Raw genomic sequence first — 24,978 nt, forward strand, 5'->3', positions numbered from 1 at the left:
CGTCCGAGTTTTGGGTATTTCATATCGAATAAATACAACGGCCCAAAAATTGTTCAAACAAAGGGAGATAAACTCCCAAAGACTCACAATCATTTGTTTGTAGCTTGGATGGAGTGCTGTCATAAGGAGCAATCAATCCTCGCCTAATGGAATCGCTTGGAGGCGTTATGGCAATTTGCCGGACTTTTCTTACTCTTCTTTTTCCTCTTATCTTTTTATCCGCATGTGGTGGCGGTGGTGGTTCTGGATCGGACAGTTCCCCTTCAACACCTACAACAAATTTTGAATCTTTTGACGTTCAAGCTACTGCCGTAAAAGGCCCTTTAGCTAATGCCAGGGTTGATCTATACGCGATGGATACAACCCAACCAGACTTAAAAGGGGAGCTGATTACTTCTTCTAGAACTGGGGGGCAAGCAAATGTCACTGGGTTAGAAATAAGTGAGCCCTTGGCGGATGCCTATATATTAGAGTTTGTAAGTGAAGAGTCTACGATAGACTTGAATACAGGCCAACCCTCGGTTTTAAGTAGACTTCGTACTTGGATTAATGCAGAACAGATCCGCCAAAGACAAAAGGTTTATGCAACACCGGTATCAACTTTGGCAGGTGATATGGCCGCACTAATGAGTGCAGATGGGGCGAGCCCTGAAGATCATTATGCTGTTTTTTCTGATGCGTTAAAAATCATAAGTACTGAGTTTGGGTTTGGGCAAACCCTCGATGATGGGATTGTCACCTTGTCTCCAATGTTGACGGAGGGAGTGGTAAGCCAAACTCTTGTGAGACGGCAAATAGTATATCGTGCTGTTTCAGAAGCCCTAGTTGCAGTGTTGGGGAATTTAAAAGAATACGGCGATGTTAGCTTTGATGAAATGCTTAGAGCAATAGCCCAAGATTTATCTGACGAAACTCTGGATGGAATGAACTTTGATGTGCAGGTTTCCGAATTTGAAAATATTCCTAACCTCGTCACCTTATTGGATGGCTTAGCTATCGGTCAGCTTGAGATTCCAAATACAAATAATCAGGGATCAGCATTCACGGTCAGCGATATTGAGCAATTAATGATTGAGGAGCTATCTCAGATTGGCGTAAATGCAAATACTGCACTGCTAAATGAAGGTGCGGTTAATGTCATCTTAGTACCAAGGGGCAGTGACTTTGACAATGACGGGATACCCGACTTAACAGATGCCGATGATGATAATGATAAAGTCATAGATTCTGAAGATGCCTTTCCGCTGGATGCCGCCGAATATCAAGATACCGACAATGATGGTGCAGGCGATAATGCGGATGTATATGATAACGATGCTAGCTGTTTCCTAGAATCTGATGGCAATGGTAACGAGTGTTATCTCACTTGGTTAGCTACTCAAAAGCTTGATTTTTTGGAAGCCAGCTCTAATGGTGTGATTCACTTTTTGGGGAGTGACAACAACAGGATATTTCGGTTTGACACAGCAACTCGTCACTTTATTAGCCCCTTAGCGTTGGACTCAAGCTTCGGCCCTGTTATAAAAGTTGCGCATTCGCCAAGTCATCAGCGACTTTACTTGGCGCACTCAAACGGACAAATCACCTATTTCTCAGACCAAGGTGGTAGTCAACAAAGCTTTGCCAGCACTCCTCGTACAGCGGGCGGCCTAGCGTCCGTTGGTGACTACTTATTAGCTCAAGATCCCAGCGGTGCTTGGAATACTCACTACATCTTTGATGATCAAGGTAATCTGACCGATAGTGAAGAATGGAACCGTTATTCGCGCACTTATACTTGGAGTCCTGCGGATTCGCGTGTTTACTTTTTCCGCGATGGCTCTAGTCCGAACGACTTGCATTACGAAGTGATTGATCAAACTACGGGCGAGATCACTGCTGAAGGTGAAACACCCCATCATGGCGATTATTCCATGACTCCCCCCATTCGTGTCTCGGCTAATGGTCAGTATGTTTTACTAGGTAGCGGAGATGTCTACGATAGTCGTGCCAATTTGGCTTGGTCCGGCTCTATTGGCCGTCAGTTTGATGATGCTATTTGGTTGGCCGATGGTGGTCTTATTACTGTTGCTACAAAATCTGATGGTGTTTTTTTGGAGCGGTTCGATGCCGATCTAACCCTTGTCGAGCAGCTAAGCTTTGATGGTAGCGTGTTAGCGTTAACACAAACTGACAATGGTATTTACTTGCTTGTGCTGGAACAGGAAAAAATCGTTGTGCATTTATTCACACCTAATAATGACAGTGATGGCGATGGTGTGAGCAATTGGGAGGACGCCTTCCCACTGGACGTGGCAGCATCAATGGACAGTGATCGCGACGGTTATCCCGATAGCTGGAATGAGGGCTATAGTGCTAACGACAGTACCACAGGCTTACTATTGGATGCCTACCCCCAGGACACCGCTTGTTATCTGCCGGAGCATGGTGATGGCACTGCCTGCGATTACACTGCGACTATGCCGGCCTTTTTGCCTAATGTTGTTCTGGCTGATAGTACTGGAGATATCTATTTACTTAGTAGCGATAACTACCGCATTTATCGATGGTCTACCTCGGAGTCAGCATATATCGACCCGATTGTGGTTGGTATAGACCAAGGGTTTTCAGTCTTAGCGCCAAGCAAAATGGCTTATTCACAAGCCCATAATCGACTCTATTTGGGTTACAGCAGCGGGGCGATTCAGTATGTGGATCTGGATGGGGATTTATCTGAACAAGCCTTTGCCAATACTGCTCAAGCTGTTGGCGGTTTGGCGTCGGTGGGCAGTTTTGTCTTAGCCCAAGATGCCAGCGGCGCGTGGAATACCCATTACATCTTTGATGAGCAAGGCAATCTGACCGATAGCCAAGAGTGGAACCGTAATTCGCGTACCTATACTTGGAGTCCCACAGATTCCCGTGTTTACTTTTTCCGTGATGGCACCAGCCCGAACGATTTGCATTACGAAGTGATCGATCAAGTCACGGGCGAGATCACAGCTGAAGGTGAAACACCTCATCATGGCGATTATTCCATTATTCCTCCCATCCGCGTCACGGCCAATGGCCAGTATGTTTTACTTGGCAGCGGTGATATCTATGACAGCAGTGCTAATTTGGCCTGGTCTGGCTCCATTGGTCGTCAATTTGAGGATGCCATTTGGCTAGCTGATGGTGGTCTTGTGACAGTTACTACGGGATCTGATGGCGTATTTTTAGAACGCTTTAGTGCTGGCCTTGAAATTATCGAGCAGTTAAATTTCAATAATAGTATTGCGGTGTTGGCGTTAGCACAAACTGATAACGGCATTCATCTGGTGACGCTGGAGAAGGAAGGCATCGTTGTACATTTGTATACGCCTAATGATGATACCGATGGCGATGGTATCAGCAACTTAGACGATGCTTTCCCATTGGATGCAGCGGCATCGTTGGACAGCGATCACGACGGTTATCCCGATAGCTGGAATAACGGCTACGGTGCTGGCGATAGTACCACAGGCTTAACATTGGATGCTTACCCCGAGGACAGTGCGTGTTATTTGCCAGAACATGGTGATGGCACCGCCTGCGATTACGCTGCGACCATGCCAATCTTTGAACCAGATACCGCGCTTGCCGACAGTGCTGGAAATATTTATTTACTCAGTAGCGACAACTACCGTGTTTATCGCTGGTCCACTTTAGAGTCAGCTTATATCAACCCGATTGTGGTTGGTATAGACCAAGGGTTTTCGACGCTGGCACCGAGTACAATGGCCTACTCAGAATCTCATAATCGGCTGTATTTTGGTTATAGCAGCGGGGCGATTCAGTATGTGGATTTGAATGGGGATTTATCAGAACAAGCCTTTGCTAATACGGCCCAAGGTGTCAGTGGGTTGGCATCGGTTGGTCGCTACTTATTAGCTCAAAATGGCAGAGGATCGCGGAATACGCGCTACATCTTTGATGAACAAGGCAACATAGCCGATAGTGAAGATTGGAATCACAATTCAGGCACGTATACCTGGAGTCCCACAGATTCCCGTGTTTACTTTTTCCGTGATGGTCTTAGCCCGAACGATTTGCATTACCAAGTAATTGATCAAGCCACCGGAGAAATCTCTGGCAAGGGTGAAACACCCCATCATGGCGATTATTCCATTATTCCACCCATCCGCGTCACGGCCAATGGTCAGTATGTTTTACTTGGCAGCGGTGATATCTACGACAGCAGTGCTAATTTGACCTGGTCTGGCTCTATTGGTCGTCAATTTGATGATGCCATTTGGTTAGCCGATGGTGGTCTTATTACCGTCACGACGGTATCTGACGGCGTCTTTTTAGAGCGTTTCAATGCCGACCTTGCGATTGTCGAGCAGTTAAATTTTGATGGTAGCGTGGTGGCATTAACACAAAGTGACAATGGCATTCACTTGGTAACGCTGGAGCAAGAAGAGATCGTTGTGCATCTGTACACGCCCAATGAAGATACCGATGGCGATGGTGTCAACAACGTGGAGGACTCCTTCCCACTGGATGTGGCGGCATCACTAGACAGTGACCACGACGGCTATCCCGATAGCTGGAATAATGGCTACGGTGCGGGTGACAGTACCACAGGTTTAGCCTTGGATGCCTACCCTGAGGACACGGCATGTTATCTACCGGAGCATGGCGATGGTAACACCTGCGATTACGCCGCAACCATGCCGACCTTTGTACCGGATGCCGTTATTACCGACAATGCCGGGCATATTTACCTACTCAGTAGCGATAACTACCGTGTTTATCGCTGGTCCACGTTAGAGTCAGCTTATGTCAATCCGATTGTAGTTGGCATAGACCAGGGCTTTTCAACGCTAGCGCCGAGTAAAATAGCCTATTCAGAAGCCCATAATCGGCTCTATTTGGGGTATAGCAGTGGGGCGATTCAATATGTGGATTTGGATGGGGATTTATCTGAACAAGCCTTTGCCAATACGGCCCAAGCTGTGGGCGGTTTGGCATCGGTAGGTAATTTTGTCTTAGCTCAAGATGCCAGCGGTGCCTGGAATACCCACTACATCTTTGATGAGTATGGCAACCTTACAGATAGTGAGGAGTGGAACTACTTCTCAAGATCTTATGCTTGGAATGAGGGTAATTCCCGTGTTTATTTTTTCCGTGACGTCACCAGCCCCAATGACTTGCATTATGAAGAGATTGATCAGGTGTCGGGAGAAATTATTGCTGAAGGTGAGACGCCTTATCATGGAATATATCCTATGAGAGGTCCAATTAATATATCTGCAGACAACGCTCAAATTCTGATTGGCAATGGCAATATTTTCAATGCCTCGGACATGACTTGGGCGGCAACTCTCGGTATCAATTTGCTGGATGCAATTTGGTTTGATGAGGTTCTCGTTACTTTAGAAGATTCGGCCACAACTAATGTGAGTTTGTGGGATCCGGATTCTCTGCAAGTTATCAATAGTTTTCAGTTTGCAAGTGATCCCGTGGCTTTGATTGCAGACGGCGATAACGTAATCCTTCTTCATGAAACGGATGAAGGGCTTGTATTTGCTGATATTCTTATCGGCGATCAAGATAGCGACGGGATGCCTGCATGGTGGGAAAATTTGCACGGTTTAAATGATGATGACAATTCGGATAGTACTTTAGATGGCGATGCGGATGGTCTTGATAATCTGGAAGAATATTTAGCCGGTAGCGACCCTCATAATGACGACTCGGATGGCGATAATTTAAATGATGGAGAGGAAGTCCGTACGTATTTAACAAGCCCAATTTTAAGTGATACTGACGATGACGATCTCAATGATTATGATGAAATCAATACCTATTTAACAAATCCCAATGACATGGATAGTGACAACGACAGTTTTAGTGATGGGGACGAAGTACTTAGATATAATTCAGATCCAAATAATGCTTCTTCCATCCCTAGTGCTATTGCAAGCTACTTTGAGTCATTCGAAGCCTCAGAAATACCCGCGCTGTGGCAAGTAATCGATAGCGATAATGCAGGTTGGTATCTAGAGACTACAAATGGATATGACGGCAGCCAAAGTATACGTTCTGGTGAGATAGACGCTAATGAACATAGCGCAATTAAGTTTGCCCATATTTTTAACGAGGGAACTTTGAGCTTTTATGCTCGGGTAGATTCTCAAAGCTGTTGTGATAGATTGTATGTTTATTTGGACGGTACTGTGGTGTTAAACACGACCACAAACACTTGGCGGTTGTTCTCTGTTGATTTAAGTGAAGGCTTGCATATATTGGAATGGCGTTATCAAAAGGACGGATACGGTAGTCGAGGTAGCGATGCAGCATGGATTGATAACATTTCTTTTGATGCTAATTAGTTTATATTCAGGGAAAACTTATGAAGATAGTTATTTGGTTAGGTTCTGTGCTAGTGGTATCGGCAACATATTTTTTAATTTTTAAAAATGACAAAGAGCAATTAGCCGGAAAACCCGTAGCAATGGGCCCATTGGTAATTGAATCGAAGGCAACAATGGCTCCCGAAATATCAGAATCTACAAGCACAAAACTTACTGTAGTAACTCAAGTCAGTGACAGCTCAACGGATCAAAATCTCATCGACAATGTCGGTGTCTCTAGCTCCTTGAGCGCTTCTGAGTTAAGTTCGCTGAAACAACAATTAACTATTGAATTGGACGATCCCTCTATCGAGTACCGATACGGCGATTCCGGTGAAGTATTGATGGAGTTAGATAACAATGAAAATAGTCCATCATATAACAAGCCTCTCAAACAATACGAGTATGTTGATGGACGTCTCACCTCTGTGACTCGTTTTGAATACTTTGGCGATAAAGTAAAAAAATACCATTTAGACGTTGCCTACAACGATAAGGGAGAGCTGGTGAATTACCGGGAGACTCAAAAGTAAATTAATGATCTAGTAAGTTTTTAGCCCAAAACCTAAACAAGAACCCGAAAGATTTAATCACCTTTCGGGTTTTTTTATTCCCGATTACACTCAATCGAATTATTTGGGCCGTTAGTTTTACTCGACATTCTCACAAAGATAAGGCGCCGTTATACAAAAAAATGGCTGCGATAGAGGGTTTTTACGGAATACTACTCTTGCCGAAGCTCAGAAAGTATTAGGGGTTGCTCCAAGTTACGACTTTTATTTCTGTTAACACAGTATTTTCTCGTCCTCATTTTAGTCTTGTTCCTGTATTAGCGAATAGGACATATCACAAGTGGTGTTACGTCTTTATTGGATTATCAGTTAATTGGAAGATGTCACATGAATTTACTACCGGTGAACCCGCAGAAAACGTTTGTCATACATCTATTCTGTTGATCTCAACCTTCATGATTTTGGATTTAGAAATATCTACAGCTCATGAGGGTGAAATCCATCAAAAAGATCAAAATCGATAATCTTTACGCTCCGCTAATGAGCCTTCACTGTGAATGAAGCGGAATATACTAAATACCTAAAGGAGATAGACTCTATGGCTCTGTTTAAAATTAAATTTAATAAAAATAATATGAAAATTTATCGTTTTATTGTAATGGTAAATTTGATGGTCATATGTACCGGCTTTTGTGCAACCAATAATGCTTATGGTCATGCCCAAACTCGAAGTACATCAGAGTATGTAAGTAGAACAGCTCTTCAGCAAACACTTAACAATTTAACCAATTCCGGTACGGATATTGATGAGTTGTCTGTATCGCCAAATGGCCATTGGGTTATTGTCGCCGGTAAAAGTGTCTACCGAAGTGCGGGTGTGCCTCAAGCTTTAATTGACAAAGTGTTTCAGTATATTGGTGCTGGGCGTCGTATCGATGCTATTGCAATATCTGATTCTGGTGCCTGGGTTGTTGCGGCAGAGGATTTGTTTTGGCGATCTAGTGGCGTGCCGTTAGGTAACGATCTTCAGACTGTTGTGAAAAATCGTCAAAATGCAGGAAGACGAATAGACGAAATTGTTTTTACACCAAATGATGGCTTTATTGTTTTATCTGAGGGCTACTATCACGCAAGACGCTCACCTTCTAAGTTGTATTCTGCTCTTCAGGATACAAAATCAAGTAAGCGTAAACCTCGCCGCATTAGTTTTGGTGCTGACGGTCGCTGGGTGTTGTTGTCCGATCAAGCGTTTGCCAGTGGTGGTTTAAATAGTACTACTTATAATCGACTCACTAATTGGCAGCAAGCAAATCGCTCTTTAGATCATGTGGTGCTTGGTGTAGGAAATAATCATATTTTATATTCACATGCCAATACAGTTATTCCTCAAGATGATTTACTGCAAGCGGTGGAGTACGACTTAACGAGAGATGATGGTACAACAGCTAACATATGGGAGCGTATGGAAGAGGCTAATGTGCCGGGGGTTACACTGGCAATAATTGAAAATAACAAAGTCAAATATGCACGTGGCTATGGATTGCTTGAAGCTGGTAATCGTGATCGTTTTGTAAAAGCAGATAGCCCTTATCCTGTAGCATCCTTATCTAAATATGTTACTGCGGTTGGTTTGGCTCGGGTCTCTCAGGAGGATGGGCTCAGCTTTTTTGCCGATATTCGATCATTAGCGAGTGTTCATGACGGTGGACATTTAGATCTTTGGAAAACCTTCGGAGAGGACGATAACTTTTATGGTACGGATTTGCCTTGGGGAATGCGCTTAGACCGCTTAATGCGTCATGAAGCCAGTATTAATACAAATGACACTAACGCTGGATGGGGAGGCTACCTTACAGGAACAACTCAATTTAGTACGTGGCAAATACTTTTGGGTTACGGTTGTTCTGGCGATAACTGTAATTACCTCAATAGAAGCGTCTGGTACGACCCTAATTTAAATTCGCCAAGTACAGCATCATCCGCATATTCCAACGGGGGGTACGAGTTAATTCGTGCGGCGATGGAAGATCATCTTAATGAAAACTTCATCAATATTATGGATGAAAAAGTGTTTACACCTTTGGGAATGAATAACAGCACTTATGATCAACCCCTCTCGGGTAGCTATGAAAGCCGTGCAGCAGAGCCACATGATGAAAATGGCAACGCAATTGCGCGAGATAGCTATCAATGGTTGGCTGGAGGTGGTTTATACACAACACCAGAAGATTATGCCAAAGCCATGCTCGTGATAATGGATCAAGATAAAAGTGCTAGCGATGATTTTCTAGGACAGTATTACACGGATTTTCTTCTAAGAGATCCTAATGATCATTCTGATGATACGGTTAACCGCTATAGTGGCGGCATTAATATTAGCCATACTCCACTTACAGATAGTACTGTCAATGGACGGTTTGCTCACGGCGGATACCTACCTGATATGTCCAGAGCAAGAATGGTAGGCTCTCCAATTGAGGGCAAGGGACTGGTGGCAATTATTAATGCAGATACACCGGAAACACCGAGACTTTTATGCGAAATTGAGCGATCTTTTCGTGATGCAGCAGGAATCCCTCTAATTTCGTGTAACTAAACGATATTAAATATTAGAAAGTGTTAATGGAGAAACAAGGATGTTTCTCTAACAGGTCATCCTAGCTAAGCCTTGTCGGAAAAGTTTGCTACAAACAACACACAAGGCTTGGCTTTCTTTTTTTACCAAAACTTATATTCACGGCTTATCTATTGTTCATGTGAGAATGAGGAATAGCTATCGTGGAGGTGATGACACGCGACATATTAGCCGGAGCGGCCAAACTATGGTGTCAATAACAGGTGTATAGTGATAAAGCAAAAATGGTGGGCCCTCACAGACTTGAACTGTGGACCTACCGATTATGAGTCGGGTGCTCTAACCAACTGAGCTAAGGGCCCATTTTTGCTTTTTGCTGATCTTTTGTCGTTTTAATGAACGAGTTAAGAATCTCAAACAGAGGCGGTGTTAAGAAGTAAACAGCTCGCCTTGTTGCAAAAGAGCGGCGCATTATAGTGTGCCGCTGAAGGAAAAACTAGTACTTTTTTACTGGTTGCCACTGCCGTCGTCTAAGAACCCACGTAGGTGGTCTGAGCGGGATGGATGGCGCAGTTTACGCAGGGCTTTGGCTTCGATTTGACGGATACGTTCGCGGGTGACATCGAACTGCTTGCCTACCTCTTCCAAGGTATGATCGGTGTTCATGTCGATGCCGAAGCGCATACGCAGCACCTTAGCTTCTCTGGCAGTGAGGCCAGCCAGTACCGAGCGTGTTGACTCCTGTAAGCCTTGGGAGGTGGCAGACTCGATAGGGGAGGTAATGGTGCCGTCTTCAATAAAGTCGCCAAGATGTGAATCTTCATCGTCACCAATGGGGGTTTCCATGGAGATGGGTTCTTTGGCAATTTTAAGGACTTTGCGAATCTTGTCTTCGGGCATTTCCATACGCTCACCTAATTCCTCAGGTGAAGGTTCACGTCCCATTTCTTGTAACATCTGACGGGAGATACGATTAAGTTTGTTAATCGTTTCTATCATGTGTACAGGAATACGAATGGTTCTCGCCTGATCGGCAATAGAACGGGTAATCGCTTGGCGAATCCACCATGTGGCATAAGTGGAGAACTTGTAACCGCGTCGGTATTCGAACTTATCCACCGCTTTCATCAGGCCAATATTGCCTTCTTGGATAAGATCCAGGAATTGCAGGCCGCGGTTGGTGTATTTCTTCGCAATTGAGATAACCAAACGAAGGTTAGCCTCTACCATTTCTTTCTTGGCGCGGCGTGCTTTCGCTTCGCCAATAGACATGCGGCGGTTAATTTCTTTTACCGTCGGCAGATCTAAGTTGGTTTCATCTTCGATTGCCTTTAACTTACGTTGGCTGCGCAAAACTTCTTCTTGGTATGGGCGCAGAGAATCTGAATAGTCACGTTTTTTTGCAATAACGTCTGGAATCCAGCTTTCATTAGTCTCGTTGCCTGGAAACTCTTTAACAAAGGTTTTGCGGGGCATACCGGCATTACGTATACAAAGACGCATAACCGCACGTTCTTCACCTCTGATACGCGATAATGTTTGACGGGCTTCGTTATAGATTGGGTCAAACTGGCGTGGTGGCAGTTTGAAGTATTTGAAGACTTCACCAAGCTCTTCCAAAGCCTTGTCCGTCACTCGGCTTTGGCGGCCATGCTCTTCAAGAGCTGCGTTTGCCTTATTTAAGACAGCGCGTAGTTCTTCAAAACGCTCTTTTGCGTACTCAGGGTCGATACCTGAGTTACCTTCTTCATCTTCATCATCACCTGCTTCATCAGAAGAATCGTCATCATTCACCTCATCTACCATAGGAGCCGCTGTGGCAGCTGCAACATCTTCAGTGGGATCTAACCAGCCGCCGATAACATCACTCAAGCGCCTTTCACCTTTTTCAATGAGGTCGTATTCGTCCATAACCTTCTGCACTGCACTTGGCCAGAAAGCGAGGGCAAGCATAAGTTCGCGAATACCTTCTTCAATACGCTTGGCGATAGCTATTTCGCCTTCGCGGGTGAGTAGTTCCACTGTGCCCATTTCTCGCATGTACATGCGCACTGGATCTGTGGTTCTGCCTGCTTCAGTTTCAACTGCTGCAAGTGCGGCAGCTGCTTCGGCTGCGGCAATTTCATCCGTGGTTGGATTTTCCGCATCCGACATAAGCAGTTCGTCGGCATCCGGTGCAACTTCATAGACGCGAATGCCCATGTCGTTGATCATCTGGATAATATCTTCTACTTGATCTGGATCAGAAATATCTTGAGGAAGGTGATCATTCACTTCATCGTAAGTGAGATAGCCTTGCTCGCGTCCGCGATTGATAAGTTCTTTAATGCGAGATTGATTTTTACCCTGGTCGCTCATTCAGCTTCCTGTAGCATAACTTGGTGGATTTTGGCAAGCGGGCGATTATATCGGGATATGGTTCGCCTATCCATACAATTATCCATAAAATCATAGTAAATGATGTATAAATTTATGAATTTAGCCTATGTTTGCCTCGTTGTCATGACGCTTATATTGCGAATTATATTTTTGTTAAGACGATTAAACGCTGTTTTTCTTCATTTGTGAGATTCTGCAAGCCTTTTGCCTTTAGTGTTTTCAACTCTTCTACTTGATCGATCTTGTTCTTGGCAATCGTTAGTGCATCTATAGAATCTTGCAGCTCCCTGACTTGGTCATAGAGTTTATGTATTGATTTAGCCTCGTTTATCTCATGATTAGCCATCAAAAAGGCAAGATCTTGTTGCTGTTTGATACCTTTTGCTCCTCCCCAGAATCCTAAAATGCTGTTGAAGTTACTCTCTGGGCGCTTGCGCAAGTAGTTAATAATTTCTCCTAAACGCACACTATCGGGGTTAGAATCAGCCGTAAGATCGGGTACATCTTGTAGCTGTTGTAACAAGCTTGGGTTATCTAACAGCAAAACAGTGGCGACTTTTGCGGGGTTTTTGTTAACTGCGGAAGCCCTTAAACTCTTTGTTAGTCCCTGTTTTTGCTGGAATTGAGGTACTGATGACGGTGTTGCCTCAGCTATACCAGTAGCCTCAGTGCGTGTTTCCTTTGCCTCAGTGCTAGACACTAATGGCTGTGTCTGGCTAGTTTGTTTTGCTGTCCCTGCTTTTTCTGTTTTTGCTATAGGCGCTGGTTCAGGTAATTCCAGCTTTTCTTTTTGTAGCTCATCAAGCACCTCGCGAGTGAGGCCGGTGCGCTTGGCCAGGTTGTCGAACATGAGCTCGCGAAAAATCCCTTCTGGCAATTGGCCGATCATTGGTGCCGATATTTTGCTAAAGCGTGCACGGCCATCCATAGTGCTGATATCAATATTTTCCGCCGCCACATCAAATAAGAATTCTTCTAGCGGCACAGCTTGTTTAATTTGAGCTTGAAAGCGCTCGGGGCCAATTTGACGCACAAGGCTATCGGGATCTTGGCCTTCTGGTAAGAAGAGGAACTTTATTTGCCTTCCATCTTCCATGCTGCTGAGTGCGTTTGTAAGTGCTCGCTTAGCAGCACTGCGGCCTGCGGCGTCGCCATCAAAACAGAAAACAATGTCATTAACATAACGAAATGATAGCTTTAAATGCTCTTCCCCGCAGGCAGTGCCCAAGGTCGCCACGGCATTGCGAATACCGAACTGGGCGAGGGCGATGACATCCATATAGCCTTCTACCACTAGTAGGTGGTCCAATTTCCGTTCAGCTTTGCGTGCTTCATACAGGCCGTATAGCTCGCGACTTTTGTGAAAAACTTCGGTTTCAGGCGAGTTGAGATACTTGGGCTTGTCATCGCCTAATACTCGTCCCCCAAAGCCAATCACTCGACCCCTTTCATCTTTAATGGGGAACATAACGCGCTGGCGAAAGCGGTCGTATTTTTTGTTTTCTTCAGGCTTAGAGATTACCAGGCCTGAATCGATCAGCAGTTCGATCTCTTCTTGGTTGCTACCGAGCTTTGTTAAGAGATTGTTTCTGCCCGCTGGTGCGAAGCCAATGCCAAAGTCTCTTGCTATTTCGCCACTCAAGCCGCGATTCTTTAGGTAGTTAACAACCGTATTTTTTTGTGGGTGCTGTTTCAGCTGTGCTTGATAGTGCCTATTGGCTTTTTCTAAAATCTCATAAAGCTTTTTACGTCTAAAGTCTTGTTTCCTAAAGACTTTGTTTTCTTCCCTTGGAACCTCGACACCAGCGGTTTTAGCCAATGATTCTACTGCATCAATAAATCCCAGGCGTTCGTAGTCAATAACAAAGCCCAGCGCATTGCCTGAAGCACCGCAGCCAAAACAGTAGTAGAACTGTTTGTCTGGGCTAACCGTGAACGAAGGTGTTTTTTCCTGGTGGAATGGGCAGCAGGCGGAGTAGTTTTTACCCGTCTTTTTGAGTTTTACACGGCTATCAATCACACTGACAATATCTAATCTTGTCAGTAGATCATCGATAAAGGTTTGTGGTATGCGACTCATCGCTTAAGTGTACAACTCAAAAATGACGATGACAAAAAATTAAGATAAGTAAAGAACAGCGGGGTAGGTAGGTATTATCCGAGCTGTTCTTTCACTGTCTTGCTGATATCACCCATATCGGCTCGACCTTGAACCTGAGGTTTAACAAGTGCCATAACCTTGCCCATATCCTTCATAGACTCTGCGCCGCTATCACTTATGGCTTTGCTGACAATGGCCGCTATCTCATCCGCACTTAGAGCTGCAGGCAGGAAGTCTTGAATGACGCCAATTTCATAAGACTCAACATCGGCCAAGTCTTGGCGGCCTGCATCTTGATACTGTTTAAGAGAATCTTTTCTCTGTTTAGCTAGCTTATCGAGGACAGCGAGTACTCTAGCGTCGTCAAGCTCTATACGCTCGTCTACTTCAATGCGTTTGAATTCAGACATAACCATACGCAAAACAGCCAGGCGAGGCTTGTCTTTGGCGCGCATAGCATCTTTTACTGCGGAAGATATTTGAGCTTTGAGTTCACTGGCCATAAGAGCTGATTTCAACTTCTTCAGTATATTGTTATTTGATTGGCTTTTTCAGCCAGCTTAACCGACTTCACCGGTTCAAATAACTTGACCGGTTCAATCAATCTAAATCTTGTAATTGAGCAATACAGAATTTGACCTCGGTTAAGGTCAAATAAGGCGATCAATTAATACAGGCGCTGGAATTTGCGGTTTTCGCGTTGTACCTTTTTGGCGTGACGCTTAACGGCAGCTGCAGCTTTACGCTTACGAACAGATGTAGGCTTTTCATAGAATTCGCGACGACGTACTTCTGCAAGGATGCCTGCTTTCTCACATGAGCGCTTGAAGCGACGCAGGGCTACATCAAATGGTTCGTTTTCTTTCAGTTTTACTGAAGGCATATTTTTACCTGTGTTGGTTTAAATCGTTCATTCTGGTTGGCATATATTTATGCAATATAAAGCCAGCCTAAATTTTGGAGCGAGATTCTATACATATCGCCTTAAAGGCGCAAGGTATTTACTACTAATAATAGCCTCAGGAAGAGGATTTTCCTCGATTTGAATGTTCTTATCCGATGAAAAAGGTGTTAAGGTCGCGCTTTTTCTAGGCCTGTCCCCTTATTGCAGAAGCGCATAGTGGCAGGGTAAATATAGTTTTTTAAACGTGATAATAGCTTTGGTAGCATAAAAATGCGGGTACTTGGTATAGAAACATCATGTGACGAGACGGGTGTGGCTGTTTATGACAGTGAGCAGGGATTGTTAGCGCATGAACTCTACAGCCAAGTTGCTGTGCACAGTGAATACGGCGGCGTGGTGCCAGAGTTGGCCTCAAGGGATCATGTAAGAAAACTTATTCCGCTAATTGATCGGGTTCTGAATGCCGCAGATTCTCACGAAAAAATCGATGGTGTTGCCTATACTTCTGGCCCCGGTCTTATTGGCGCACTTCTGGTCGGTGCGAGTGTTGGTCGCTCCTTAGCATATTCGTTGGGCTGCCCCGCCATTGGTGTGCATCATATGGAAGGGCATCTATTGGCGCCTTTACTTGAGGAGAATCCTCCTGCTTTCCCTTTCGTTGCACTTTTAGTTTCTGGGGGCCATACCCAATTGGTGGAAGTTAAGAGCATTGGCGACTATACCTTATTGGGCGAATCCCTCGACGATGCCGCAGGAGAAGCATTTGATAAGACGGCGAAAATGCTGGATCTTGATTACCCTGGGGGCCCCAATGTTGCGCGTATCGCCGAAAAGGGGGATCGTGCACGTTTTACTTTTCCAAGGCCTATGACAGATCGGCCTGGTCTTGATTTTAGTTTTAGTGGCTTGAAAACTTTTACCCTTAATACGGTGACTAAGTATGCAGGCGATAACGGCTTGCCTGATGATCAGACCTGCGCTGATATTGCCGCTGCTTTTCAAGAGGCAGTGGTAGATACTTTAGTGATCAAATGCCGACGGGCACTTAAGCAATGTGGCATGAAAACATTAGTGATTGCTGGAGGGGTGAGCGCCAATACACGTTTACGAATTAAGTTGGAGCAGGCTTTGGCGAAAATAAATAGCCGAGTGTTTTACGCTCGTAATGAGTTTTGTACTGATAATGGTGCGATGATCGCTTTTGCCGGCTGCCAGCGTTTGCTTGGGGAGCAGCATTCAGCCTTAAATATAGACGTTAAACCCCGCTGGCCGCTCGATTCTTTGCCTAACACCTAGTTGTTGCAACAACTAGTAATGGTTATTGCAACATTGCCACTTTAAGGCTTTAGAGAAAAGTTTTATGGATACAGTTTTTATTGAAAATCTTGCGGTTAATGCCGTAGTCGGGATTTTTGATTGGGAGCGCGCAGTGCCCCAGCAGATCATCATCAATATCGAGATGGCCTCTGATGTTAGTAAGGCTGCGCAGTCAGAAAACATTAATGATGCGCTAGACTACAGTTTAGTGGCCAGGCGTACTTCAGAGTTCATTGTGAGTTCACAATTTTTATTACTTGAAACTTTGGCCGAGAAAACCACATCTTTAATTATGGCCGAGTTTAATGTGCCTTGGTTGAGGTTTAGCTGCACTAAAACTCAGGCTATGCGCAACGTCAGTGGTGTTGGTGTGCGTATTGAGCGAGGTGAGCGTCCAAATGGCTAAGGTCTTATTAGGTATCGGCAGCAACATTGATCCCGAAATTAACATTCGCAACGGTATCGAAGCTTTATCTTCTTGTCTTAAGCATATACTGTTGTCGCCTGTTTATGAAAGCCGTGCCATAGGGTTTACTGGTGATAATTTTTTAAACCTTGTGGTGGCTGGGCATACGCATTTACCTTTGGGTGAGTTTGCCACCGTGCTTCGGGATATAGAGTATCGCTTTGGAAGGGAGAGAGATGCATCTAAGTATTCTTCTCGCTATCTGGATATCGATATCCTGACCTACGATGATTTGGTTGGAGAATTTCACTCTATTGCACTGCCACGTGATGAAATTCTTAACCGTGCTTTTGTGTTAAAGCCTTTGGCTGATTTGGTGCCTGATGCTCTTCATCCGCAGGTGCAAAAAAACTATCGAGATTTATGGTGTGACTTTGATCAGGAAGGGCAGGATATTTGGTTAAGTCCTTTTTCTCCTGTATTAGATTATGATGAACTCGATCATCGAGAGGATTTAGTCGGTTAATAGGCAACGGGAATTGTTATTGCTGACTCTTAAATTCTTCGAGTTTTTCGATGCGTTGCTTTGCTATAGCATCTCCTAACGCTTTGCCGCTAAACCCCTGAGCCAATAGGGCTTGAGGGTTAACGGTACTGATCACCTCCAGAGCTTCTAGCAGATATCTTTCTTGCTTATACTTCCGCTCCTTTAATTTTTCTGTGCCCACCGCGTAGGACTTGCACGTAGTAAGTAAGTCTTTAAATCGTTCTGGTCGTCGCAGGCTATCGGTTTTCGTCAGTAAATCCAAAATATCTTCTGCTAACAGAGATAAAGCCCTGTCGACGTATTTATGAAATCGGATAACCAGACTGCAAAGTTCCCGATATTCATTGGGGATCATTAATTTTCCAGCTAACTCCGTTAGTTCCACTAGCTCTGGCGAAGGCTTGCCCATCGGGTTAGCTGTGGCATTTTGCTTATCTAAATCATGTAAAAGTGTTGCCAAACGTACAGTACTTTTATCACTTATACTGCATGCATAATTCAAAGCTCTCAGGGCGGGTGGCGAGAGCTGGGGTGGTTGCTCTGAAGTATGTAATGAAATTAAGTGGTCTATCTGGGGCATAATAACTTTCAACGCTCCACACTCATGTAATACCTCTAAAAATACATGAGGTGAGCGCTCGCCGAGGGCTCTGGAAAATTCTTTCCAGACGCGCTCTGACACCAAGTGAGCTACTTCTCCACTCGCTACCATCGTCCCCATAAGCGCTTTAGTTTCTTTGGCAATGGTAAAGCCTAAGTGATGATAGCGGCTAGCAAAGCGCGCGATACGTAAAACTCGTACTGGATCTTCACGAAAAGCTTCTGAAACGTGCCTCAGTACTCTGCGGTCAATATCGTTTTGGCCGTTGTAAGGGTCGACCAGCTCACCATTATCCAATTGTGCGATAGCATTGATGGTAATATCTCGGCGCCCTAGGTCTTCTTCTAGAGTGACTTCAGTCGAGGTATCAAAAGTAAAACCTTGATATCCATGTCCGGTTTTCCTTTCCGTTCTTGCCAAGGCATATTCGTCTTTGGTCTCTGGATGCAAAAAAACGGGAAAGTCTTTGCCTACGGGCGTAAAACCTTGAGCTTGCATTTGCTCCGGTGTTGCACCCACAACCACATAATCATATTCATTAGTAGGATATCCCAGTAATTTATCCCTGACAGCACCGCCTACTAGATAAACTTTCATTTTTTACTGTTGACCTTTATTGATGAATCGTACACACTCAATAGATATTTGCTTTAATTCTATTTTAAAAACACTTATTTAATAATTATGTCACACTTCACTATGTTTAAGACAATGGAGTGTGGTGTATTTGATATTTTTAATGCTCTGTATGTATAACATCTCGAGCGTAAATTAAAACTTAGGATTTTAATATTTTGCATTATTTAGCAGCAGTCAAACCCATGCAAGTGACACAGTCCTGGCGCCATCGTGCGTGGGTCTTGTGTTTACGTGCCTGCTGCGTGCTGATTTGATGTATTGATTTATATTTTTCTATCAAAAGGCCGCAGGTGAAAATCTGCGGCCTTTTTTGTTTTGGGCTTGGAGTTCATAAGCTATGAAAGTTGGAATGGCATATTTTTGTGTAGTGATGATTTGGTCTACCACTCCATTAGGTATTAAGTGGAGCAATAGCAGTTTATCGTTCACTGCGGCAATAGCATCAAGAATATTTTTTGCGCTTTGTATTTGTTTATTGCTGCTTGCTGTTTTGCGTCGTCGCTTGCCGTTAACCCGAAGTGATTTACGTGTTTATTTTGCAGGAGTAATAGGTGTCTTTCCTAATATGTTGATTGTGTATTGGTCTGCCCGATACATTCCATCTGGTTTGGCGTCGGTAATTTTTGGTTTATATCCGTTTATGGTGGGCTTTTTCTCTTACTTTATTTTAAAGGAGAATGTTTTTGATTGGCGTCGTGTTCTTGCTCTTGGCTGCGCTCTGCTCGGCCTAGGTGTGGTTAATATTGATCAGTTTAATATGGGAGGGAACGCGCTCTACGGTGCTTTGGGGATGTTAAGTTCTACGATACTTTTCGGTTTAAGTTCCGTGTGGCTAAAGAGAATCGGAGCAAATATGGATCCACTTCAGCAAACATCTGGTGTTCTACTCTTTGCAGCACCTTTATTCATCTTGAGCTGGTGTTTGTTCGATGGTGAAGTGCCGCAAGCTATTGATCAACGTTCACTTATTGGCATTTCGTATCTTGTTATATGCGGTTCGGTACTAGGAGGTATGCTATTTTTCTATGTGCTAAAAAATTGCAGTGTAGCATCGGTCGGAGTGATTATGTTGATTACGCCAATATTTTCGTTATGTGTTGGCACACTTGTGGATGATGAAAAATTTTCTTTATCGACAATATTAGGATGTGGACTCATTATTTTTTCTTTAGCTATTTATCAAAACCTTTTTAAGTATGCAAAGAAATATCTGTTTTCACGCTGGCGTTTCCATGGGGCTTAGGGCCCCCATTTAATAATTATACTGGCATTGCCGTTTCCTGCATTTCTGGGGTAGGACATGAAAAGCTCTGTTTGGTTTTTCCGCCTTCGATAGAATGTAAATGAACATCAAATCCCCATAGGCGATGGATATGTCTCAATACCTCTTCAGTGTTTTCAGGCTCTAATGGGTTGCGATTAAATCGTGAGTGGTGGAGTGTCAATGAACGGTCTCCTCGCACATCCACATTATAGACTTGAATATTGGGTTCGCGGTTGCCCAGATTGTATTGTGCTGATAAATTTTCTCGTACTTGCTGATAGCCGCTGCTGTCGTGAATAGCGGTGACTTCGATATCTTTTTGTAAATCATCATCCACGATGGTAAACAATTTAAGATCACGCATCAGCTTAGGGGAAAGAAACTGTAAGATAAAACTTTCATCTTTGAAATTACGCATGGCAAAGTCGAGGGTTTCCAACCAGTTGGCACCGGCAATATCGGGAAACCATTCTTTGTCTTCCTTGGTCGGGTTTTCACATATACGGCGGATGTCGGTCATCATATGAAAGCCCAGTGTATAGGGGTTTATGCCAGAAAAATATTGGCTATTATACGGCGGTTGATAGATCACACCACTGTGGGATTGCATGAATTCAAGCATAAATCCATCTGTGACCAAACCCCGGTCATACATGGTGTTTAATATTAAGTGATGCCAAAAACACGCCCAGCCTTCGTTCATTACTTGAGTTTGACGTTGAGGATAAAAATATTGGGCAATTTTTCTTACAATGCGTACGACTTCTCTTTGCCAAGGTTCTAATAGGGGCGCATTTTTTTCAAAGAAGTAGAGCAGGTTTTCCTGTGGATCCTTTGGAAAGCGGTCTTGCTCTTGTTGCTCTGCTTCTTGTTCCTGGCTTGGTATGGTTCGCCACAAATCATTAACTTGCTTTTGTAAATAGATTTCCCGCTCTTTCTGGCGTTCGCTTTCCTCAAGTGGCGATAAAGGGTAGGGACGTTTGTAGCGGTCGACACCATAGTTCATCAAGGCGTGACAAGAATCTAAGATTGCCTCCACTGCATCTACACCGTGACGTTCCTCGCACTCAGCAATGTAGTTTTTAGCAAATACTAGGTAGTCGATAATAGATGAGGCATCTGTCCAAGCGCGAAATAGATAATTGCCCTTAAAAAAAGAATTGTGGCCATAAGAGGCGTGAGCAATAACCAATGCCTGCATCATCATGGTGTTTTCTTCCATTAAATAAGCAATACAGGGGTCGGAGTTTATGACTATCTCATAGGCAAGGCCCATTTGACCGCGTTTATACGATTGTTCGACACCTAAAAATTGTTTCCCGTAAGACCAATGGTTATAGCCTATTGGCATGCCAACCGATGAATAAGCATCCATCATCTGCTCAGAATTAATCACTTCGATTTGATTAGGGTAGGTATCGAGTTTAAATTCTTCTGCAATTAGACTTATTTCGTAGTTATATTTTTCCAGTAAGTCAAATGTCCACTCTGAACCTGTCGAAATCGGTTTGCGTTTCTTCATAGGGTTTTCTTCTGAAATAGTTGGCGGAAAACAGGGTAGATATCACTAGAATCAACCAACTGTTTCATTGCGAAGGTATCGGGAAAGTCGCTGAGAACTTTTTCGTAAGCATACCAAAGCGCCTGGTGTTCCCGTGAGGTAATTTCGATATAAGAAAAATATTGCAGCTTTTGTAGTAACTTATCAGCAAGTAAACGATAGCACACTGTAGAATCGTCATTCCAGTTATCGCCATCTGAGGCTTGTGCACCATATATATTCCATTGGCTAGGCGGATAACGATTTTGTAGTATTTCGTCCATTAAATATAAGGCACTTGATACGATTGTACCTCCGGTCTCTCGGCTGTAGAAGAATTCTTCTTCGTCCACTTCTTTTGCACTGGTATGATGACGAATAAATACCACTTCGGTATGTTCGTAGTTACGTTGTAAAAATAAGTAGAGTAATAGAAAAAAACGTTTGGCAATATCTTTGGTGTTTTGATCCATCGAGCCTGAGACATCCATGATGCAAAACATCACCGCACGAGAATGCGGTATCGGGTGTTTCACGTGCAAATTGTATTTGAGGTCAAAGTCGTCGAGCCAAGGTACGCGTTTGATTTTTTTAGCTAAGGCTTCGATATCATGCTTTAATGCTCGAATGCGATCGAAGTCCAGCTCGCTGTTTTCTTTCTCTAATTCTGCCAATTGTTCTTGTAGTGTTCTGAGCTTCTTTTTTTTACTGCCGGTGAGTGCTATTCGTCTAGAATTCGCCGAGCGTAATGAGCGAACAATATTAATTTTTCCTGGCGAACCTTCATTGCTGATACCGGCGCGACGCATTTCGAATTCGTCAATTCCCGCCAGTTGACGTTTCACCAGATTGGGAAGCTCAAGATCTTCGAACATAAAATCTAGAAATTCTTCCTGGGTGATCTGAAAGACAAATTCATCCATGCCTTCACCAGAATCACTGGCGCCAGGGCCTCCACCTCCTTGACCCTGACCACCCGGTGGGCGCGGTATATGATCACCTGTGCTAAATTGGTCGTTGCCGGGCAGAACGCGTGTATTCACGCCTCCTTTGCCATGCTGAAATACCGGTTCGCTAATATCTTTGGTCGGAATGCTGATCTTCTCGCCCTTGTCCATATCCATGATGGAGCGTTTATCCACAGCATCCGACACTGCTTTTTTTATATGGTCGCGGTAGCGTCTTAAGAATCGCTGACGATTGACCGTACTTTTCTTTTTAGAATTTAAACGTCGGTCGATAATATAATTCACATGTCACCTTTTGCTTTATGCTTTTTGTACTTCCATATTATTGCGGCTATTTATTGCGACTTCCTGACTCTCAAATACCACTCAGAGAGTAGGCGAACTTGTTTTTCGGTATAGCCTCTCTCGACCATTCTGGCGACAAAGTCTTCGTGTTTTTTCTTATCTTCCGCAGACGATTTAGTATTAAATGAAATAACAGGTAGGAGATCTTCAGTATTAGAGAACATTTTCTTTTCAATAACGGTGCGCAGTTTCTCATAGCTGTTCCAAGGAGGATTATTGCCGTTATTGTTGGCCCTGGCGCGTAGTACGAAATTAACGATCTCGTTACGGAAGTCTTTCGGATTACTTATACCTGCGGGTTTTTCGATTTTCTCTAATTCTTCATTTAGCGCTGCCCGGTTGAGTATTTCTCCTGTTTCCGGGTCGCGATACTCTTGATCTTGAATCCAGAAATCAGCGTAAATCACATAGCGATCAAAAATGTTTTGGCCGTATTCAGAATAAGACTCTAAATAAGCTGTTTGGATTTCCTTGCCAATGAACTCAATATAGCGCGGTGCCAAGTATTCTTTAATATGGGATAAATAGCGATCGCGCACATCTTCTGAATATTGCTCTTGTTCTATCTGTTGCTCTAGTACATACAACAGATGTACGGGGTTAGCAGCAATTTCTGTAGGGTCAAAATTAAATACTTTAGACAAGATCTTGAAGGCAAAGCGAGTTGATAAGCCGTCCATACCTTCATCGACACCAGCTGCATCCTTATATTCTTGTAAGGATTTTGCTTTGGGGTCTGTATCCTTAAGATTTCGGCCGTCATACACTCCCATTTTAGAGAAAGTATTGGAGTTTTCTGGGGGCTTAATACGGGATAAGACGGTGAATTTGGCGAGCATCTTTAAGGTGTCTGGGGCACAAGGAGACTGGCTCAGGGAGCTGTTTTGCAAGAGTTTTTCGTATATATGTATTTCGTCCGAAACTCGTAAACAATAAGGCACCTTAACAATGTACACCCTGTCAATAAAAGCTTCATTGTTTTTATTGTTTTTAAATGTATGCCATTCGGCTTCATTAGAGTGAGCAAGCACTACGCCTTCAAAAGGTATAGCCCCTAAACCTTCAGTGCTGTTGTAGTTACCTTCTTGAGTGGCCGTTAGCAATGGATGGAGTACTTTGATGGGAGCTTTGAACATTTCAACAAATTCCATCAAACCTTGATTGGCGCGACACAAGCCACCAGAGAAGCTGTAGGCGTCCGGATCATTTTGAGGGAATTCTTCTAGCTTGCGAATGTCGACTTTACCCACCAACGAGGATATGTCTTGATTATTTTCATCCCCTGGTTCTGTTTTCGATACTGCAACCTGGTCGAGAATCGAGGGATAGATTTTAATAACTTTAAATTTACTAATATCGCCGCCGTATTCATGTAAACGTTTAGCAGCCCAAGGCGACATGATAGTTTTTACATATCTAGGTGCGATACCGTAGTCTTCTTCCAAGATTTTTGCATCTTCGTTCGGGTCGAATAGACCAAGGGGGGATTCAAATACGGGAGAACCTTCTAAACAGTATATGGGTTCTTTTTCTATGAGTGACTTAAGCTTTTCGGCAAGTGAGGATTTACCTCCACCAACAGGCCCTAACAAGTATAGGATTTGTTTCTTTTCTTCCAATCCTTGAGCCGCGTGTTTGAAAAACGACACAATTTGCTGAATAGCTTCTTCCATGCCATAGAATTCTTCGAAAACCTTGTAACGTTTGATTATTTTATTTGAAAAAATCCTGCTTAGGCGTGGGTCTTTGGAAGTATCGACAAGTTCAGGTTCACCTATCGCCTTAAGCATTCGTTCAGCTGCGGATGCATAAACGGAAGGTTGTTTTTTACAGAGATCTAAATATTCCTGAATGCTGATTACTTCTTTTTGAGTCGCTTCATAACGTTCACGATAATGGCTAAAAATTGTCATTTAATGCCTCCTGATTACGCTTTAACATTTTGATCCGATCTTTCTGAATCTTTCACTGCCCAGCGCTTAAATGTCACGTGCGTATGTCGCAAGCTAAAAAAAATCCATATGCAATAACTTAGTACGCTCTTTACTTAATGATAGACATTATGATCACATGAGCCAGTATAAATTCAATGACTTATTGAATTTTTTACACTTCGTTTACAAATACTATTTAAAATATACGTCATAACGCAATGTAATGTATATGCTTTTATCTATAAAATATTTAGTATAAGATGAAATTTATAAATACTTTTATTCTGTTGAGTTATACGTTTTTTTTATGTGTTAAGTTTCAACAAAATCGAACTTTTAAAGCCACTTAATCTTTAAGCAGGCTAACGCATTGTTCATCTTTGGTTAATAACTTTAAATGTGAATTTAATCTAAATATAAACGTAAATTAGGTCATTATGTAATGTAATGTGGTGTGAGAAAATTTGCATATAATCATTATTAATGATGTGCTTATTTACAATACATAATACTTTTTACAGGACATACCCCTTTACTAGTAGTGGCCTTTATATTTGTTGCTGAATATCGATAACGTGCACTTGTTA

General features: G+C 43.4%; 15 protein-coding genes and 1 tRNA gene. 7 read left to right on the forward strand and 9 right to left on the reverse strand.

Annotated elements, in window-relative coordinates:
• Positions 1 to 167: 167 nt before the first annotated feature.
• The 3 genes from BVC89_RS09175 to BVC89_RS09185 all read left to right on the forward strand — a co-directional run bounded on the left by BVC89_RS09175 (position 168) and on the right by BVC89_RS09185 (position 9,467).
• Positions 168 to 6,338, forward strand: coding sequence for a hypothetical protein (locus BVC89_RS09175; protein WP_158657859.1), 6,171 nt, complete (start codon positions 168 to 170; stop codon positions 6,336 to 6,338).
• Between the two features lie 20 nt (positions 6,339 to 6,358).
• On the forward strand, positions 6,359 to 6,892 hold the full coding sequence (locus tag BVC89_RS09180) for a hypothetical protein (RefSeq protein ID WP_086930907.1): 534 nt from the start codon (positions 6,359 to 6,361) through the stop codon (positions 6,890 to 6,892).
• A 577-nt stretch (positions 6,893 to 7,469) separates the two neighbouring features.
• Positions 7,470 to 9,467 (forward strand): serine hydrolase domain-containing protein, encoded by a 1,998-nt coding sequence (locus BVC89_RS09185; protein WP_086930908.1) that lies wholly within the window; start codon positions 7,470 to 7,472, stop codon positions 9,465 to 9,467.
• Positions 9,468 to 9,731: 264 nt separating this feature from the next.
• Here BVC89_RS09185 and BVC89_RS09190 read toward each other — a convergent pair.
• The 5 genes from BVC89_RS09190 to rpsU form a co-directional block, all read right to left on the reverse strand.
• Positions 9,732 to 9,808: transfer RNA gene (locus tag BVC89_RS09190), tRNA-Ile, on the reverse strand.
• A 145-nt stretch (positions 9,809 to 9,953) separates the two neighbouring features.
• Positions 9,954 to 11,804: an RNA polymerase sigma factor RpoD gene (rpoD, locus tag BVC89_RS09195; RefSeq protein ID WP_086930909.1), complete on the reverse strand. Its 1,851-nt coding sequence runs from the start codon at positions 11,802 to 11,804 to the stop codon at positions 9,954 to 9,956.
• A 163-nt stretch (positions 11,805 to 11,967) separates the two neighbouring features.
• Positions 11,968 to 13,905: a DNA primase gene (gene dnaG, locus BVC89_RS09200; protein ID WP_086930910.1), complete on the reverse strand. Its 1,938-nt coding sequence runs from the start codon at positions 13,903 to 13,905 to the stop codon at positions 11,968 to 11,970.
• A 74-nt stretch (positions 13,906 to 13,979) separates the two neighbouring features.
• The gene (locus tag BVC89_RS09205) at positions 13,980 to 14,429 is read right to left on the reverse strand and encodes a GatB/YqeY domain-containing protein (protein WP_086930911.1); all 450 of its coding nucleotides are present in this window, start codon (positions 14,427 to 14,429) and stop codon (positions 13,980 to 13,982) included.
• A 164-nt stretch (positions 14,430 to 14,593) separates the two neighbouring features.
• Positions 14,594 to 14,809 carry a 30S ribosomal protein S21 gene (gene rpsU / locus BVC89_RS09210; RefSeq protein WP_086930912.1) on the reverse strand — a complete coding sequence of 72 codons (216 nt, stop codon included), beginning with the start codon at positions 14,807 to 14,809 and terminating at the stop codon, positions 14,594 to 14,596.
• Positions 14,810 to 15,100: 291 nt separating this feature from the next.
• Between rpsU and tsaD the strand changes: the two genes are divergently transcribed.
• The 3 genes from tsaD (at position 15,101) to folK (ending at position 17,079) form a co-directional block, all read left to right on the forward strand.
• Complete coding sequence (tsaD, locus tag BVC89_RS09215) at positions 15,101 to 16,126, forward strand: tRNA (adenosine(37)-N6)-threonylcarbamoyltransferase complex transferase subunit TsaD (protein ID WP_086930913.1); 1,026 nt, start codon at positions 15,101 to 15,103, stop codon at positions 16,124 to 16,126.
• A 64-nt stretch (positions 16,127 to 16,190) separates the two neighbouring features.
• Positions 16,191 to 16,553, forward strand: a complete 363-nt coding sequence (folB, locus tag BVC89_RS09220; RefSeq protein WP_086930914.1) for a dihydroneopterin aldolase — start codon at positions 16,191 to 16,193, stop codon at positions 16,551 to 16,553.
• Entirely contained in the window at positions 16,546 to 17,079 is a 534-nt protein-coding gene (gene folK / locus BVC89_RS09225; RefSeq protein ID WP_086930915.1) for a 2-amino-4-hydroxy-6-hydroxymethyldihydropteridine diphosphokinase, read from the forward strand. The genes folB and folK overlap by 8 nt, the downstream gene beginning before the upstream one ends.
• 16 nt (positions 17,080 to 17,095) lie before the next feature.
• Here the strand turns inward: folK and BVC89_RS09230 are convergent, their stop codons facing one another.
• On the reverse strand, positions 17,096 to 18,298 hold the full coding sequence (locus BVC89_RS09230) for a multifunctional CCA addition/repair protein (RefSeq protein WP_086930916.1): 1,203 nt from the start codon (positions 18,296 to 18,298) through the stop codon (positions 17,096 to 17,098).
• A 379-nt stretch (positions 18,299 to 18,677) separates the two neighbouring features.
• Between BVC89_RS09230 and BVC89_RS09235 the strand changes: the two genes are divergently transcribed.
• Positions 18,678 to 19,583, forward strand: a complete 906-nt coding sequence (locus BVC89_RS09235; protein WP_086930917.1) for a DMT family transporter — start codon at positions 18,678 to 18,680, stop codon at positions 19,581 to 19,583.
• 16 nt (positions 19,584 to 19,599) lie between these two features.
• On the opposite strand, the gene BVC89_RS09240 is transcribed toward BVC89_RS09235, so the two are convergent.
• Genes BVC89_RS09240 through BVC89_RS09250 form a run of 3 tightly spaced genes read right to left on the reverse strand, consistent with a single transcriptional unit; the run spans position 19,600 to position 24,370 of the window.
• Positions 19,600 to 21,126, reverse strand: coding sequence for a SpoVR family protein (locus BVC89_RS09240; protein WP_086930918.1), 1,527 nt, complete (start codon positions 21,124 to 21,126; stop codon positions 19,600 to 19,602).
• The gene (locus tag BVC89_RS09245) at positions 21,123 to 22,397 is read right to left on the reverse strand and encodes a YeaH/YhbH family protein (protein WP_086930919.1); all 1,275 of its coding nucleotides are present in this window, start codon (positions 22,395 to 22,397) and stop codon (positions 21,123 to 21,125) included. The genes BVC89_RS09240 and BVC89_RS09245 overlap by 4 nt, the downstream gene beginning before the upstream one ends.
• A 50-nt stretch (positions 22,398 to 22,447) precedes the next feature.
• On the reverse strand, positions 22,448 to 24,370 hold the full coding sequence (locus tag BVC89_RS09250) for a PrkA family serine protein kinase (RefSeq protein WP_086930920.1): 1,923 nt from the start codon (positions 24,368 to 24,370) through the stop codon (positions 22,448 to 22,450).
• Between the last annotated feature and the right edge of the window lie 608 nt (positions 24,371 to 24,978).

Origin of the sequence: Agarilytica rhodophyticola, from assembly GCF_002157225.2 — a bacterium.
Classification (GTDB): domain Bacteria; phylum Pseudomonadota; class Gammaproteobacteria; order Pseudomonadales; family Cellvibrionaceae; genus Agarilytica; species Agarilytica rhodophyticola.

Bases quoted from the DNA above. Each gene is read 5' to 3' on its own strand.
- BVC89_RS09175 (WP_158657859.1), top strand. From the start codon at position 168: ATGGCAATTTGCCGGACTTTTCTTACTCTTCTTTTTCCTCTTATCTTT.
- BVC89_RS09180 (WP_086930907.1), top strand. From the start codon at position 6,359: ATGAAGATAGTTATTTGGTTAGGTTCTGTGCTAGTGGTATCGGCAACA.
- BVC89_RS09185 (WP_086930908.1), top strand. From the start codon at position 7,470: ATGGCTCTGTTTAAAATTAAATTTAATAAAAATAATATGAAAATTTAT.
- rpoD (WP_086930909.1), bottom strand. From the start codon at position 11,804: ATGAGCGACCAGGGTAAAAATCAATCTCGCATTAAAGAACTTATCAAT.
- dnaG (WP_086930910.1), bottom strand. From the start codon at position 13,905: ATGAGTCGCATACCACAAACCTTTATCGATGATCTACTGACAAGATTA.
- BVC89_RS09205 (WP_086930911.1), bottom strand. From the start codon at position 14,429: ATGGCCAGTGAACTCAAAGCTCAAATATCTTCCGCAGTAAAAGATGCT.
- rpsU (WP_086930912.1), bottom strand. From the start codon at position 14,809: ATGCCTTCAGTAAAACTGAAAGAAAACGAACCATTTGATGTAGCCCTG.
- tsaD (WP_086930913.1), top strand. From the start codon at position 15,101: ATGCGGGTACTTGGTATAGAAACATCATGTGACGAGACGGGTGTGGCT.
- folB (WP_086930914.1), top strand. From the start codon at position 16,191: ATGGATACAGTTTTTATTGAAAATCTTGCGGTTAATGCCGTAGTCGGG.
- folK (WP_086930915.1), top strand. From the start codon at position 16,546: ATGGCTAAGGTCTTATTAGGTATCGGCAGCAACATTGATCCCGAAATT.
- BVC89_RS09230 (WP_086930916.1), bottom strand. From the start codon at position 18,298: ATGAAAGTTTATCTAGTAGGCGGTGCTGTCAGGGATAAATTACTGGGA.
- BVC89_RS09235 (WP_086930917.1), top strand. From the start codon at position 18,678: ATGAAAGTTGGAATGGCATATTTTTGTGTAGTGATGATTTGGTCTACC.
- BVC89_RS09240 (WP_086930918.1), bottom strand. From the start codon at position 21,126: ATGAAGAAACGCAAACCGATTTCGACAGGTTCAGAGTGGACATTTGAC.
- BVC89_RS09250 (WP_086930920.1), bottom strand. From the start codon at position 24,370: ATGACAATTTTTAGCCATTATCGTGAACGTTATGAAGCGACTCAAAAA.